Genomic DNA, 15,964 nt, shown 5'->3' on the forward strand with positions numbered 1-15,964 from the left:
CCCTGATCATCATTCCAAAAAAAGCCTTGATTACGGTCTCATACGTCCGCAATCAAGGCTTTGACTACTATTTTGCTAAATAACTCGATGTTGAAGCCATTTGTTACCCCTAAATCGCTTCATAAAGATCAATCCACGGACTGCCCATTCACAATCCATTGCAATCCAGATCCCCAGAATTCCCCAACCTAGCGTAATCCCGAGAACATAGCCAAGAACTACCCGGAATAACCACATCGACAACATCGATACCAGTGAAGTGAACTTGGAATCCCCTGCTGCCCGTAAAGAAGAAGGCGTGATAAAGGCTATTGCCCACAATGGCACTTGAGCAATCGTATTGATTAATAAAACCAAGAAAATATCATCTACAATATCTGTAGGCGGGTTAAAAATAGAGATCAGTGGATAGAAAAATGGGAAGATTAACAGTCCCATCACTACAAAAGAAAGCGACGATAAAATCAGAAACGATCTTGTGAATTTGCGAGCATCTTGTATATGTCCGCTACCGATACACTGCCCGACTACTGTAATAATCGTGAGCGCTAACGCATTCGCTGGAATCTGCATTACCCCTGCCAATGAAGAACAGATAGCATTAGTCGCGATTGCATACGTTCCCATGCCAACAATAAAGATTTGCGTTAAAATTTTACCACCGTTAAAGAACATTTGTTCAGCGGCAAAAGGAATCCCGATAAATAGTACTCTTTTGAGCATAGAGAACTTTATGATCAGAATCTCACGCAATTGAACTTTGAGGTTTACATCCATTTTGAACAAATAATAGATTGCACAAGCCGCACCTAAATATCTGGCGATATTGACCGAAAGTGTCATACCGAATACGCCCATATGCAGCCCGTTAATAAATACGAAATTTAATAATACATAGATCACATTCATAATCAGCGATAACATCAATGATGCTCGTGTACTTCCTACTCCGCGCAAAGCTCCGCAGACCGCTTCAACTATCGCTATACCTAGAAAAGAAGTACAACTTCCAATTAAATACGTGCGCGCAAGATTCATTACATCCGCTTCGGCAGATCCAAAAAGAACATTTAATAATGGCGCATGAAAAATAATCCCGAATAACGCGACTACGATTGCCAGTAAAGAAACTGAAGATACCGCTCCTGCACTCGCTTCCGAGACACCACGTTCATCTTCACGCCCTTTGTATTGGGCTACCACTACTGTTCCGCCTGTAGCAACAGCAATGAATACGCTTAGCAGAAAAATATTGATCGAATCAATCATATTGACGGCACTGACAGCAGCGACTCCTGCTGAACTGATCATTGCTGTATTGATTAAGTTCAATCCCATAATAAAAATCTGATCGATCAAAATCGGTACAAACAGCGCAATCATCTGGCGGTAATGAATTGTTGATCCTGAAAAATACTTATCCAGTAGTCGATGACTTCGCTTAAACTTGAGTTCAAATGGCTGCATCATTGTTCACTTCTTTTACATTAGAATGGGCATACGCAAAAATAGACCGACGTTCGTGTATCCAAAAGGGGTTCGTACATAACAACTCTAAAAAAAAGTATAAAAAAAGCTCTTCAGAAGAGAAAGCAACTGAAGAGCATGATTGATATCTTATATATAATAAGCTTGTTGACCAAGCCCATGTTCGTCGATTGCGTACATGAATATATCACTCTTTACATGAAAGAACAATACTTTTACGCAATCTTGTTCTATTTTATTATCCTTTAGCCAATTCTGATAATTGAGCAGGGGTGAGACTGCCTTTATAAATACGAAGTTCATCCATCTGTCCTTTGAACGGAGTATCCCAGTAGTTCACACCTAAGCCGAAGCTAGCGTTACCACCTGTAAAAATATCAGGGAAGTTATCGCCGCTCAACTTCTGCACTCCATTCACATAGATATTTAAGTGACCTTTATCTACAGAGAAAGCCAGATGTGTCCATTGATTCGCTGGAATCGTAGTTCCAGTCACTCCGTCATACCATGCTGTTCCAGACCAGACCATCGCTTGATCGGCTGTTGCACCACGCGGAATTAAGCTTACCCAGTGATCTGTATCTTTCGCTCCGAAAAAGGCTGGCGTGTAGGTCGTTAATTGATCAGGCTTCACCCACACCGATACCGAATAGGAATTGGTCGAAATTAATCCTTGTGGCAAATGAATACCTGATTTTCCATCGAAAATAGCCGATTTTCCATTGATTCCAGTGCCGTACGTAATTGTACCCACTGTCGAATCCAAGCGTTCTCCTGTAACTGTTCCTTGTCCGAATGTAGTCGTTGTATCTTTTAAATTATTTTCAAAACTATATTGAGCAGTTAACGTAGCTGCTACAAATGGTTGTACCGTCACTTGGAATACTTTGGTCTGCTTGATGCTGCCTTTAGTGATAGTAGCTGTCAGTGTTACGTTCGCTGGTGCTTGCCCTGCTTGAGGACGAGTGACCACGCCTGTATTTGCAATTACAGACGGATTAGAACTTGACCATACAATCGACGTTCCGCGGCTACCAACTGTCGGCAATAGTACATCACTACTAATAGTAGACGTATCTCCTAGACTAAGATCACCGTATACATCGGTAACCACTTGCTTGTCCGATTCTTCAATCAAACGACTGCCCCATCCCATAGTTCCGTTAGTAGACAATGCTGTAAATGTCATCGTATATTGCTTGGATACAGGGTTCCAATTTTTCACGAATACACCTGTATAGGTAACACCTTCGATAGTTAATACCGCATCGGCTGTTCCTTTTTGTCGCCATGTCCCTTGCAGTTCACCTGAGATGGTACGATCTTTGTTCAGACGAATATATTTAGTATTTTTGATTGTTGGTGAAGAATCATTACCATGATCGATAAACTGATAATCGCCTACAATAGTGTCTTCGCTGACTTTAGCTAACGTTTCCCCTGCATAACGGTAAGGGGATACGACAGGCCAACCGTCTTTGTTGATATACATCTGATGAATACGCAGTTCGTGTTCTTCTCCTCTCGCCGGGAAACGAGTATGGAAAACAAGGAACGTCTGCCCTGTTTTATCATCGGTGTAGACGGAGTTGTGACCTGGAGAAACATAACCAAAGTTCTCTCCATATCCAGGATCGCCTACTTTGCTATCCCATACATAATTACCAATTAATTTATTACCATATGTGATATTAGATGTTTGTGCAGGCCATGTGGCTTGTTGCCCTTTCGCATCTTGATAAGGCCCATCTGGCTTGGTCGCGCGGAACACACGCATATTGTATCCACCGTTTGCTGCTAATCCGCCATAGGTCATGTACAGATAATAGTATCCACTTTCTTTGTTGTATTGAATATAAGGGCCTTCACCGGATTGACCGTAACCACCCGCAACTTTGGTACCGAAATAACGATCTATTAAGCGTCCATCTTTGGTTTTACCGTCTTTGCCTGGATAGATCGGTTTACCTGTTTTGGCATCGATTTCTAAAACGAAAATACCTCCAGACCATGAACCATACGTCATCCATAGCTTGCCTTTGGTATCAGAAAATATAGTCGGATCTATCGCATTAGGATAGTTTTGATTAGCATACGTTCCATCTGCATTGAACCATGCTGAACTTTCACCACTTAATTTGTTCTGATTGATCAACGTCTGGATATTGGTGTTCGTCCACTTTTTATCAACTGTACTGTTGTTGTCAAATGCTTTGTCTTTGGTAAATCCAGAATAGATCATTGTATCGACATACGTGTATGGGCCTTCTATATTTTGCGATACCGCCATTCCGATTGCAGAGCGAATATAGGTGGAAGATGTGCAGTAATAGATAGTATACGCGCCTTTGGTTCCATCGGTATTTACATATTTGGGATTCCAGATCACATCAGGAGCCCAGACCGAGAATCCACCTTTGCTATCTGCATCATTTTCGCCTGCCCATTTGAACGAACCTGCTAAATTTTTGGAAAGATCGCCGTATAAAGTATTACCCGGAGTAGTGTAAGCGTTTGCAAATGAAGTCCAGTTCATTAAGTCTGAAGACTTGGCAGCCGAGATATGTGAACCAAATACATAGAATGTTCCGCCTGCTTTGATAATCGATGGATCATGTACCGATACATTGGAAAAAGTAGGCGTCGTTATGGCTGACTTGAGATCGTACTCTTCGGCTCGCACTGTTGAAGCCCCTCCAAAACCTAATGTTGGGATAGTTAATGAGATCATTAATGTGAAGGCTGTCGCCTTTTGAATCCAACCTTTATTCATTCCTTATGCCCCTTCCGCATAATAAAGATAAGAGCGGATACTCTTGACCCGCTCTATAACACCATCCATAAGCAATCGATCCATATGAATTACGATTGTAAATCAAGCACAAGCACGTTAACCGAATTAGCCGGTAATACTACAACCAGCGACTGATTATCGATCTGTACTGGTTGCTCTTGAGGAACTACTTTTTCATCGTTCTTTTTGTTTACATTCGGAACATGTACCAGTTCAGCATCTGCGGTTAGTGTAATGAATTTTGCTGTCTGGGATACAGTAAATGCTTGCAGATCGATACGTGTTGCTTTGTCTGCATCATCTGCATTGACTAATTTGAGATAGACATGCTGCTCGTCTTTGGTTACAGAATGGAACACTTCACGATTGTAGGCTTCTAATTTGTAATCCAGTACTTTGCTTGTCGTCTGACCATCGGTGTATGAGCAGATAAGACGATTGCCAGTATCTCCACCGTAGTTAACAGTAATCGTATATGGTGTATGATCTGTAATCACTTCGTAGCTTGCTGCTCTTAGATTACCTGCTGCTGTACTGGTAGAATAATCGCCTAGTGTATAACTTTCTACACCTTGCTTATGCACTTTGACACCTGTTGCCTGTCCGTCATAACCAATCGCATATTCGATTACATCTTTGTTCTCCGCAGAGATATCGGTCAGACCTGCACCTACGTAGAAACCATCTGCACCGGATACTCTAGAAGCTCTCACCTCCACTGTATAATCTGTCCATTCTTCGTTGAGTATATAAAGACCATTCAATCCACTGGCTTGAGCTTGCAATACTAATCCTTGTGCTGGATCAATCGTATAGCCCGCAGAACCCGGAATTTCTTGCCAGGTCGGTTGTAATGGCTGTGTGAAATCTTGCTCTAACAGTACAGAATGATCCCGATTAGATGTGACTTTGACATGGCTTATAATCACTTCTGCATTTCCAGTCGCAATCTCAATCCCACCACGCGGAATCAACTCTATCGATTTACCATTTTTATAGGTAGAAAAGGAAGTTGCCAGTACTTTCGTTCCCAGATATTTAGCATATAAATGCTGTACATAATAGTTCGGTGTAAACCAGACACTTTCATCATCGAACCAGATACAATCCGGTGTCCAGCGATAGGTTCCATCGGTTAATACTTTGTTAAATAGTGGAGCATACGCGGCTAGACGCACCACATCAGCATTATTTTCAAATCCTGTAATCACTGCGGCTTCGGCTACAGCGCCTGCGAGTGTATTTTTATCTGTCGACGCATATTCACCAACAAACACTTTGGACGATTGTTGCCAGTCGATACTGCCATCTGGCTGATATGCTCGATAGTAATAATTGTAACGATCTGCATTACTGAGCAAATATTCATTAGAACGGTAATAATGCTCGTCCGCAATCGTATCCATATAGTTAGATTGGTCTTTGTACCATGTCACAGTTTCTTCGGTGACTTTCTGTCCATCTGCAAAAGCTACTTCTGCCGATCCTTCCATGTTTCCGCTCAAAAATTTCCAACCTTGTTGATATGCATCATCATCTGCTTGTGCACCCACTGTTGAGATAATGTGCAGTTCATGGTCAGGATAATGTTTCTCCATATACTGATCGATCGATACTTTGAACACTTCAAAATTAGCAAAAAACTCGACACCCCAGTTTTCATTTCCAACGCCCAGGTAACGCAGATCGAATGGCGCTTCATGTCCCATATGGCGACGCATCGCTGCCCATTCATTATTTTCAAAATCCATACTAATCGCAAAGTCGATCAGATCGGTAAAGTTTTTAATAAAGTAATCACGTAATTCTCCGCCTGCTGGATGTGCATAATCGGAGCGTGCCTGACACAAGACACCACATGCCATCACTGGAAGAGGAACAGCATTCAAGTCTTCTGCTAATTGGAAATATTCCATATAACCGAGACCCATGGTCATCATATAGCCCCAGACGTTAAAGTTCTCTTTGCGTAGCTCAATATCGCCGATAGAGTCTTTCCAGTCGTATACATTTTCCCAAATAAATGAACCTTCCGAGATACAACCGCCTGGAAAACGTAAAAATTTTGGATGCATTTCAACTAAAGCGTTGACCAGATCTTTACGCAAGCGGTAATTGGGATTGCCTGCGTAATTCGCATGAGCCGAAGAGGAAGACACTTCTTCTGTCGCTCCCCAGACATCACTTGGCATTAAGGACACCATATCTATGGAGATATTTCCGTCAAATGTCAGTGCTAATTGTCCAAACGCATTCGCTATCCCTGTTAAGGTTATTGGAGTCTCTACACCGTACTTTTTCCATGTGTTGTTACCTTCTATAAGAATCGTGATCGGTTCGCTAAGACTGTCATGTTCAGCAGACTGTAATTGGATTGTGATACTTCCAGCAGATTCTGCTTTTGCCCAAATGGTGAAATCATACTGCGCTCCTGTACGGATCGCCATTGCACAGTTATGATTGGTGTCGCCAAATCCGCGGTTATAAATAGTTGCTTCATCTGCTACCGTCACATAATACGAATTCACTTCTGGATCTTGTACACCAAAGTGCTCATTTAAGCCACCACTGGATTGCGGAGTCATCTGCTCTGTATCGCCGAACCAAGCAAATAACGGCTCACGATTACGTCCTGTAGAACAACCACATTCACCGGAAGCATGAGAATACGTATCAAATGCAAACGATTCAAAAGAACGGTTCTGTACCAATTCAGCATAGATACCACCATCGGCTGCATTATTAATATCTTCGTAAAATAGTCCATACATCACTTCACTCACATCCAATACTTCCCGGTCGCCATGAATAGTAAGCGTGTACGGTGGTACATGTGGAGGAAGTACAGACACATGGTAACTTTTCTCCAGAGTAGTCGAGCCTCTGGTCAGTACTGCGTTCAATGTGACCGCTTGTGGCTCGGTCACTTCTCCTAACTGTCCTTGATCAGATAACCATTTCGGTTGATTCGATGTCCAGCTCACATTGACACGTCCACCCATTAATTGCTGTGGTAATACGATATCTTTAGTTATAATCGTTGTTGGAAATGCAAGATATTTATCGCGAGCCAATCTAATAATCTCTTCATCAGTTAACGAATCGCACATCACTTCTATAATTTCGTCCGCAGATAATCCTGCTTCATAGATACGGAAATCAGCTAACGAACCGACAAAATCATCATCTGCTACAAATTGAGAGCGCCCGATATAATTTGCATGTTTGCTTGTCTGTTCTGCAAACGCTTGGAACCAGTGACGCAAACGTGCATAATTCCCGCTAGACGTCTGGCTAATCGATCCATCTGCAAGCACTTCACCATTGACATAGACGACAGGCCCTGCGCTACTCAGTGTGCCACCTTCGGTTCCTTTCACAGATAGAGCCACATGCATCCATTCATCCCTTACAAATCCTTTGCCTGGATCTATCGCTAGATCACCATCTGCTGTTAACGTTCCGCGCATCTGGCGTGTCATAAATAAAGAAGGACTTCCTTCCCCATTCCCAAAATCAAAAATACGCTCCCAGATACTCACACCCATCCCAAAATTCACCCATGTAGTTACTGTTATTCCATTGTTATCGCTTACATTTTGCAGTGTATCAACAGGAAGTTGGATAAATGAACTACCATTACTCCCACCTGCAAATGTTACCGCATGTCTACCATACACTTCTGAAATGACAGGCTTGGTCGTTCCTGCAATGATTCCATCATTAGCTTTACCTGAAGAATCTTGCCCGATATGTTCTGCGTTATCAAACTTATATTGTACAACTAACTTATCGTGTAATTGAGTCATTGCTATTCTCCTATCTACATCTATAGTTAATATAAATATTAATAAATTAATATAATTGCATATTATATAGCCATATTACTCTACTATGACCATACTTTTCAATGCTTAATTTTGGATTCTTTGGAAAATAGGCAAAATGCTTGAAATCAACAACTAATTTTAGATAATTGTTAATGAACGAAAAGGAAAGATATGAAACATAAAAAAGCCACCAGTCATGTATCAACTAATGGCTTTTTGTTATCTATCATGTTATTGAAATAATTACACTTTTCTTAACTCCAAATGCTTCACTTCAATTCCTGGCTTCACAAATTCAAACTTCAATTCGTATACTCCTGCTTCTAACTCTACTTTCACTAACTTCTGCGTGATCCATTTGCCTTCTGTACCATTCGTCTGGATCGTAGTCACAAGCTGATCATTGAACGTTAAGTTACAAGCACTTTGTGCCAGATCATTTTCAGGGGACATCACATAAGCGAACAATCGGTACATTCCGCCTTCTTTCACTTCGATAAATGTAGATTCATCGGTATCCAGTGGAATCGGTTGGTTAGGTTTTACTTTTTGCGCTTGTTCTGCGGATAAATGAGCATCGCCTTTAAACACATCCACACTTTCAACAAATGCTTCTTTGCGTGCAAATACAGGCGCTTGTATAATAAATTCGCAAATATTAATCGCACAACGTTGTAACTCACCTACCGTTAACGCTCCATTAGCTAAAGATTCGATAATATTATCGCCCCAAGCGTTCGTCTCTGCTCCATAGTTCGGCACAACCATATAGAGATCATTTTGCGCGCGAACCATAGCATGCATATGTTTGCGATCAGCCGGCCCTGCTTCTGCTGGATCATTCATAATCGCCCACCAGTCGGTCATCACAATACCGTTAAAGCCCCATTCGCCACGCAAAATAGTTGTATTTAGATCATAATTGGAAGCCGCCCAATGGCTGTTGATTGGATTGTATGAAGTCATCACCGAGTTCGCGCCACCTTGCTTGACAGCAATCTCGAATCCTTTTAAATAAATCTGACGAAGTGCACGTTCAGACACGACAGCATCGACTTTACTACGGTGCTTCTCCTGATTATTACAAGCGAAATGCTTCAGTGTCGCATTGGAACCGCCTTTCATAATTCCGCGTGTACAAGCCGCTGCAAACACACCAGAAATCAATGGATCTTCTGAAAAATATTCAAAATTACGTCCATTTAACGGGCTACGACGGATATTCAGTCCCGGTCCAAGTAAAGCATCGATATGGTTAATCAGCATTTCCTGACCTTCCATCACATACAATTCTTCCACCAGTTCGCTATTCCATGTTGCCGCAAGCAATGTTCCAATCGATACTTGTGTAGACTGCTCTCCGCTGTCCATACGAATACCGGACGGGCCGTCTGCTGTACATGCGACTGGAATCCCGTAGCCAAACAGACTATCACTCACTCCGCCAAAAGCAGATGCTGTACCCGACGTTACCAGTGGACTACTCATCCCTTCCCCACGCACTATAGCAGCCAAATCTTCATCATTCAATTGAGCTACAAAGTCTTGAATACTGACTTTGCCATCTGCGACATCTTTGAGCTTATGCCCTTTATTTCCTGTCTGTGGCAAAGATGCCGGTAGATTCTGCTGGATACGCTCTTTTAACGAAATCTGCCGGGTTGGTACTTCGACCGAACTCAGTTCATACGAACCATCTTCTTTGCGAGCACCTGGTTTGAAACGGTAAAAGCTTTCCAACGGAGCCATCGCTTCAGCTAATTGCTCTACCACTTGTAGCTGTTCTACGACGTAACCGTTTTGTCCTTCTACCTGTACAGGCTGTACCTTTTTCACACTGGTTCCTACATAGAAAATATACGTACCACTTTCCAATACATAAGCAAATGGATGCCCGGTTACACCACTATCATCATAAGAAGCTAGTGAATGCATAGGGAACGTAATCGTTAACGTTTCTGCTTCTCCCGGTTGTAATACTTTAGTTTTGCCGAATGCTGCTAACACTTTGACAGGTTGCCCAAGTTCTCCTTGAGGTGCTTCTACATAGACTTGTACTACTTCTTTACCTGCAAATGTAGTACCGCTATTTTTCACATTTACATTGATCTCAATATGGTCTGTTCCATCTTTGGAGATCACTTTCGCTTCTTGAGCATCAATCGTGAAGTCTGTATAAGATATTCCGTATCCAAATTCAAACTGTACTTTGTCCGGGCAAAACGTTTCAAAATAGCGATAACCTACATAAATATCTTCTTCATAAATACTTTTAAATTCATTCCCGTAATTGCGTGTAGACGGATAATCTGCAATCGAATAAGCAATCGTATCAGTTAGCTTACCACTAGGTGTCACTTCACCTACAAGCACATCTGCAATCGCGTTACCGCCTTCCATGCCGCCATGCCATGCATAGATGACACTGCTAATCGGGTGTATGTATCCTGTATCATCGATCCAACTCATATCTACAATATTGGATACATTTAAGATCACAACGGTCTTCTCAAAATGAGTAGTTACATGTTGCAACATGGATTTTTCCTCTAACGTTAACTTATAACTTCCCGGTTCGTCTGCATTATCCTGATCTTCACCGGCAGTACGCCCGATAATCATAACCGCTTTGTCCGAATGTTGGCGTGCTTCTGCGACCAATTCATCTGTCAACGGCATTTCTTTTTGGAACCATGGCTCTGCTGCCCAACCGCCACCACCGTTATCAAAAGGATTTTCTTCGATCCATTTCTCATACACCGAAGCCAGTTGTTCATTGACAGTAATATCTGCTTTGCTACGTAATCCGTCTAACAGGTTGGTCGTATACGCCACATGCACACTACCACCAGAACCTGTTCCACTACGATAATAATTCACTTGTGTACGTCCAAATATTGAAACGCTTTCTTTTTTCTGAATCGGAAGAACCTGATCATCATTTTTCAATAATACTGCACCTTCGGTAGCCACTTTACGACTAAATTCTGCAAACCCCTTCAATGGAACACCTATAGTAGATGTACTCAAATGTATCGCCTCCTGTTTTCCTACGTCTATCTATATTATGTACTTCATCTTGTGCAAAAGCAAAAAAATAGCGATGTCCAAAAGTGACTACTCTTGAAACAAAGCTAATGTGTCGTAAGACCATTTTGGAATTTCTGCTATACAATAAATCATTTTATTTTGTTCTATTTCAGCAATAATAGCCAATTCATATGTATTATCTATAATAATAACCTGATCTGCTATAGCTAGAGCAGGTTTCGATTCACTCGTGATATTCATACTCTTTGCGCTCTCCCGATTCAGTATAAATAATCTCATACTTTTGTCCGTTAGCATCTTCACGGAGACGTTTATTATTTTTCATATAATAAATAGAAGCTCCTGCTTCTTTCGCTTTTAAGCGCACGTCTAGATTGGCTTGTTGAAAGGCTTGTTGAAGTTGCTCTCTACTAAGTAGCATAGGATTTTCCTCCTCTAAAAGTAAACTATTTATTTTATTTATTATATCATAATCCAAAATAATTTTACGTTCCGAGGAGATCATTATCGGTTCATTACACTTCCCGACCATACACTTCAAACTGTGTCAAAGCTGGAAAAGGAGAAGGATCATCAGATTGGATTAACTCGGAGAGTGCCACCCATTCTACTGCTTTTTTTTCGATCAAAATGATTTGCGGTTGATGCGTTTTGACTAGATTCACTTGCTCTGAACTTCCATCCGAATACGTCAAAGTCACACGTTCCCAATAATTATCGTGCGGAAAATCTGCTCGTAACGTCAGTGCTACCTGATCGATCAATACGTTACGTCCAAAATGAATCGTAATCGCCGCATCTGGACGCTGATTAATCCCCCACGATTCATAAGGCCATTCTCCATGCGAATGATTGGCACGATTACCATTGATCGCATTGCGCGCTGCAAACACCGCTTCTCCACGCGTCTCTACATTTGCCGAAGCATGTGGATAGCAGACTTCATTGGTATGTTGATCGTACGGGTTATAAGCTAAGTTGCGATGAGCCTGAATCTCTTCCGTCGTTGCTAGACGCGCCGTCAATAGATGCATCTCGCCTGTAAAAGACTTCGGTGAGTAGGAAGATCTTTTTTCTGCAAAAGGTATTGAGTATTGGTATTGTTCATCTGTCATATAGATAAAAGCTTCACCCATCGAGTCTTCCAGTTGGATCATGAGATATGTATTGGGTTTGGAGCATTTGAGGACAATGATATCTTCGGGTTGGTATGCTTGGGTGTAGACGAGATGTACTTGGTTGGTGTCGGTATGAGAAGCTAAGACTTTGCCAGTGGCGCTTTGGATTTCGAGCGATAGGTTGGTCATGGGCTTGGGCTCCGTTCTATATGTTTATTTAGAGTACTTTAAAAGTTTATCAAGATCATTTTCAACGACACAGATATATGTACTACTCACTAAAGAGAACGCTATCATATTAAGACTTAAATATCTATACTAGATCAAAATCAGTTTGTTTCTATATTTATTTTCAATAGAACGCTATTTGGATACAGAATACTGACGAAGTATATCTACAATTTGCTCTAAAGAAGTGTTTCCTGTAGCAATATTCACAATAAATTCAACAGCAAATACACGCTCCATTCTCAGATGATAACCATTAATCATCAAAAAAGACTTCACTACTAAATAAGCTGTACGTTTATTACCATTATGAAAGCAATGGTTTTTAACAAGATATTCTAACAACGCCGCCGCTTTATCAAACAAGCTAGGATACGCATCTTCACCAAATAAGCTCTGCATCGGTCTATTTATAGCAGAATCAAGCAAGGTATGATCTTTGATTCCTGCCTGATCTACATCATTCATTTGTCGCATCATATAATAATGAGCAGCAACCACTTCTTCTTTGGTCAAAAATAACGTCATATTATCTGTCCTTCAAATCATCAAATATCCCACGATCTTCTTCAAATACATCATAAAATGCTTCCAACACTTCAGGACGAACATGTTCAGGAAGCTCTATTTGACGAACCTTTCTTAGTATAATTTCTCCATCAGAATTTTCAATAAATTCAATCTCATCGCCTTGAGAAATATCCAACTTCTCAGCAAGCAACTTTGGAAAGCTAACTCCAAGACTGTTACCCATCCGACCAATTTTACGAGAATATACGTTATGATCTGACTTTTTTTGATTTAGCTTTATCGTTTTGTTCACTCTAATCACCTTTTTTATTTGTTTAACTATGCGAGTTATAACTGTTATAACTTTGAATAGAAAATATCATAGTTAATAGTAAAAAGCCACCTATCAGTATCTAATAGATGGCTTCTTTTATGCTTTTAATTCAAATATCTAATCAAGATTATATATTCTTTTATCAATTAGAAGATTACTTCGCCCAATACTGCTCCGCAATTTTCTGCCCTTGATTGATTTTTTTCCACTGTTCCGCTTCGGTCAACTCGTTACCGCCATCGCAAGAAGCAAATCCGCATTGATGAGAAAGTAACAAACGATCTTTATCAATAATCGTAGATGCTTCATCCAACAAGCGAAGAACACGTTCTTCATCGTCTAACGTACTTGTTTTGGAGGATAGCAAGCCCAAAACAACCTCAGTGTTTGGCTTGTCTTTGAACACAGCAAGCGCTTCAAGTGAACCTGCACGCTCGTCATCCCACTCCAAGAAGAAGCGATCATATTTCAATTGCTTCAAGAACAAGTTCGCAATCTTCACATACGATCCGCCGCCCATATTACGAGAATCGTAGTTGCCACGGCAGTTATGTGTCCACATTTTTAGTCCAAGACTGTGACCGTAATCGATAACCGTATTGCTAATATCAATAAATTCAGTCGCAAGCGCCTGTACTTCTTCTTGGTTAATATGCTCGCCCGTATACGGAGAGTTCGGGTTATCATCGGCAAATAGTTCCCATAAGCAATCGTCAAATTGCAGGATTTTACCGCCAGCTTCTGCAAATTCTTTCACAAATTCAGTATAGGCTTTAACCAGACCTGCTTTGAGTTCTTTGGCATTCTGGTAAACCGCATCTGTGCCACCAATATTATCCGACCATGATAATTCACCGAAAATATGAGATGGAGACGGTACGCAAAGCTTCGTCTCACGATCGCCTGCATGATCTTTTAACTTTTTGAATACTTCGATAAAATGATGATTTTTTCCGCCGAGTTCGCCTGTGATCCGTAGTCCGATATCTTTGCGTGTCTCGTATTTGGAACTTCCATCGGTATCGCGGAAAAAGTATCCATGATCTGCAATATAACGTTCGATCCCTTGGAAGCCCCAGACAAAGTCTAGATGCCACATGGATTTGGAATATTCACCATCTGTAATGATCGACAGATCATTTTCGATTTCTTTTTCCACGACAGACTGGATCGCTTTTGCTTCTGTCTGCTCATATCCATCGAACTCCTGATAAAATGGATAGTTAATATCATCACGATGCTCGATTTGTGTTTTATATTCTAACAACTCAGCTGGTCGCAACAAGCTACCTACGATTTGAAATTTATCACTCATGTTAAAATCCCCCTTGGTGTGATTCACGATTAATAATTATTTGTTTATTTTAACATGAGGAGACTTTCTTGACGTAAGCTGAAAAGGTATATCTGGTTATAGTTATTAGCTATGGCAAAAAAACAATGTAGATGGGGAATTTCTGACTCCAATACATATTTTTATACACTCAAACATCCCTTATATTTCCTCTAGCGGATACAACAGAACTTGTATCACAGGCGACAAAAATAATTTAAAACCGTATCTGTTTTAGCGTGGTTTTATAATGATCCATCTTTTTCTGAAATGCACTTCGAGGATCTTTTATTAAGTGAAGCTGACTTCGATCTGCAATCTCCTCGATGATCTGATCGATACTTTTATCGTCTGTTATGATTTTCTCTTCTGTAATGGTATGGTCAAAAGCATACATACATTTTTCAATTTGGTCTTTTGCCCATGTGCCCCGTTCAAAGCGTTTTTTGAGTCGTTTCTCAATCGTTTCCTTTTCCGCATAAAGGATAAAGTGATGTACTTCTATGCCATCCCGCATCAAGCGACCAATGATTTTCTCATAATAGAGAGGATCAATCAATGTCATAGGCGCGATAATAGTACCTTCATATGTAAATGATAAATATTTCAGCATATCGTAATTAAACGAACGCCACTGCGTATGGTCTTGAAAATTAGGCTCATGTAAAGCTATAGGTATATTTTTACGAATAAAATAGCCAACATTCTCAGGATCATAGACAAATGAATCAGGCAGTCTTCGATGCAACTCATACGCACAAGTCGATTTGCCAGAACCGTAAGCTCCATTGAGCCAAATAATCATTGGAACACCTCTTCTTCTAAATGCTGTGCCACTTTTCTCAAAATCTCTTCAAACTTTCTAGCTTCTTCTGACTCAAGTGGATCATAGAAAAATTGAATCATTTTCTCTGAAAATGCCGCTTCGATCTTCATCATATCGAATCCTTTATCACTCAGCTCTAACGTGAATCTTCTTTTATCTTTAAGATTCTCTTTTTTAATCACATAGTCATGCTTTAACAACGTTTTGACCATTTCAACAACAGACGACTTTTTCACACTCAATCGGTTAGCAATCTCCGTAACTGTAGCTCGATCTCCATCCTTATGTAATTTATAAATAGCGATTAAATATTGATAACTATTGAAGGTCATCTCACCGCACCCTGCTTTCAAAAACTCAGCGTTTAATTGGCGGTTAAAGAACTTGTAGCAGGTATCCAAACTTTTGAAAATAGTCATAAGTTCTCCTTTTTAAAAATTAGTGAGTTAGGC

12 protein-coding genes are annotated in these 15,964 nt (G+C 40.7%); all 12 read right to left on the bottom strand.

The annotated features are described in order from the left end of the window. Nucleotides 1-75: 75 nt before the first annotated feature. The gene (locus tag ACFSGI_RS22925) at nucleotides 76-1,467 is read right to left on the bottom strand and encodes an MATE family efflux transporter (RefSeq protein ID WP_204827013.1); all 1,392 of its coding nucleotides are present in this window, start codon (nucleotides 1,465-1,467) and stop codon (nucleotides 76-78) included. A 259-nt stretch (nucleotides 1,468-1,726) separates the two neighbouring features. After that, on the bottom strand, nucleotides 1,727-4,261 hold the full coding sequence (locus ACFSGI_RS22930; RefSeq protein ID WP_204826925.1) for a LamG-like jellyroll fold domain-containing protein: 2,535 nt from the start codon (nucleotides 4,259-4,261) through the stop codon (nucleotides 1,727-1,729). Nucleotides 4,262-4,350: 89 nt separating this feature from the next. Continuing rightward, on the bottom strand, nucleotides 4,351-8,091 hold the full coding sequence (locus tag ACFSGI_RS22935) for an alpha-L-arabinofuranosidase C-terminal domain-containing protein (protein ID WP_204826924.1): 3,741 nt from the start codon (nucleotides 8,089-8,091) through the stop codon (nucleotides 4,351-4,353). Nucleotides 8,092-8,355: 264 nt separating this feature from the next. Further along, complete coding sequence (locus ACFSGI_RS22940) at nucleotides 8,356-11,142, bottom strand: glycoside hydrolase family 3 C-terminal domain-containing protein (RefSeq protein ID WP_204826923.1); 2,787 nt, start codon at nucleotides 11,140-11,142, stop codon at nucleotides 8,356-8,358. A gap of 87 nt (nucleotides 11,143-11,229) precedes the next feature. Then, nucleotides 11,230-11,403, bottom strand: coding sequence for a hypothetical protein (locus tag ACFSGI_RS22945; protein ID WP_204827019.1), 174 nt, complete (start codon nucleotides 11,401-11,403; stop codon nucleotides 11,230-11,232). Then, nucleotides 11,387-11,584: a hypothetical protein gene (locus ACFSGI_RS22950; RefSeq protein WP_204826922.1), complete on the bottom strand. Its 198-nt coding sequence runs from the start codon at nucleotides 11,582-11,584 to the stop codon at nucleotides 11,387-11,389. Before ACFSGI_RS22950 ends, ACFSGI_RS22945 begins: the two co-directional genes overlap by 17 nt. Nucleotides 11,585-11,678: 94 nt before the next feature. After that, nucleotides 11,679-12,470 carry a carbohydrate-binding protein gene (locus tag ACFSGI_RS22955; protein WP_204826921.1) on the bottom strand — a complete coding sequence of 264 codons (792 nt, stop codon included), beginning with the start codon at nucleotides 12,468-12,470 and terminating at the stop codon, nucleotides 11,679-11,681. A gap of 174 nt (nucleotides 12,471-12,644) precedes the next feature. Continuing rightward, complete coding sequence (locus ACFSGI_RS22960; RefSeq protein WP_204826920.1) at nucleotides 12,645-13,037, bottom strand: type II toxin-antitoxin system death-on-curing family toxin; 393 nt, start codon at nucleotides 13,035-13,037, stop codon at nucleotides 12,645-12,647. A gap of 1 nt (nucleotide 13,038) precedes the next feature. Next, a complete protein-coding gene (locus tag ACFSGI_RS22965; RefSeq protein ID WP_379284537.1) occupies nucleotides 13,039-13,332 on the bottom strand; it encodes an AbrB/MazE/SpoVT family DNA-binding domain-containing protein in 294 nt (97 codons plus the stop codon). 175 nt (nucleotides 13,333-13,507) lie between these two features. Then, nucleotides 13,508-14,668, bottom strand: a complete 1,161-nt coding sequence (locus ACFSGI_RS22970; RefSeq protein WP_204826919.1) for a cobalamin-independent methionine synthase II family protein — start codon at nucleotides 14,666-14,668, stop codon at nucleotides 13,508-13,510. A 235-nt stretch (nucleotides 14,669-14,903) separates the two neighbouring features. After that, nucleotides 14,904-15,491: an AAA family ATPase gene (locus ACFSGI_RS22975; protein ID WP_204826918.1), complete on the bottom strand. Its 588-nt coding sequence runs from the start codon at nucleotides 15,489-15,491 to the stop codon at nucleotides 14,904-14,906. Then, a complete protein-coding gene (locus ACFSGI_RS22980; protein WP_204826917.1) occupies nucleotides 15,488-15,931 on the bottom strand; it encodes a MarR family winged helix-turn-helix transcriptional regulator in 444 nt (147 codons plus the stop codon). The genes ACFSGI_RS22975 and ACFSGI_RS22980 overlap by 4 nt, the downstream gene beginning before the upstream one ends. Between the last annotated feature and the right edge of the window lie 33 nt (nucleotides 15,932-15,964).

Origin of the sequence: Paenibacillus nicotianae, from assembly GCF_042681745.1 — a bacterium.
Lineage (GTDB): Bacteria > Bacillota > Bacilli > Paenibacillales > Paenibacillaceae > Saccharibacillus > Saccharibacillus nicotianae.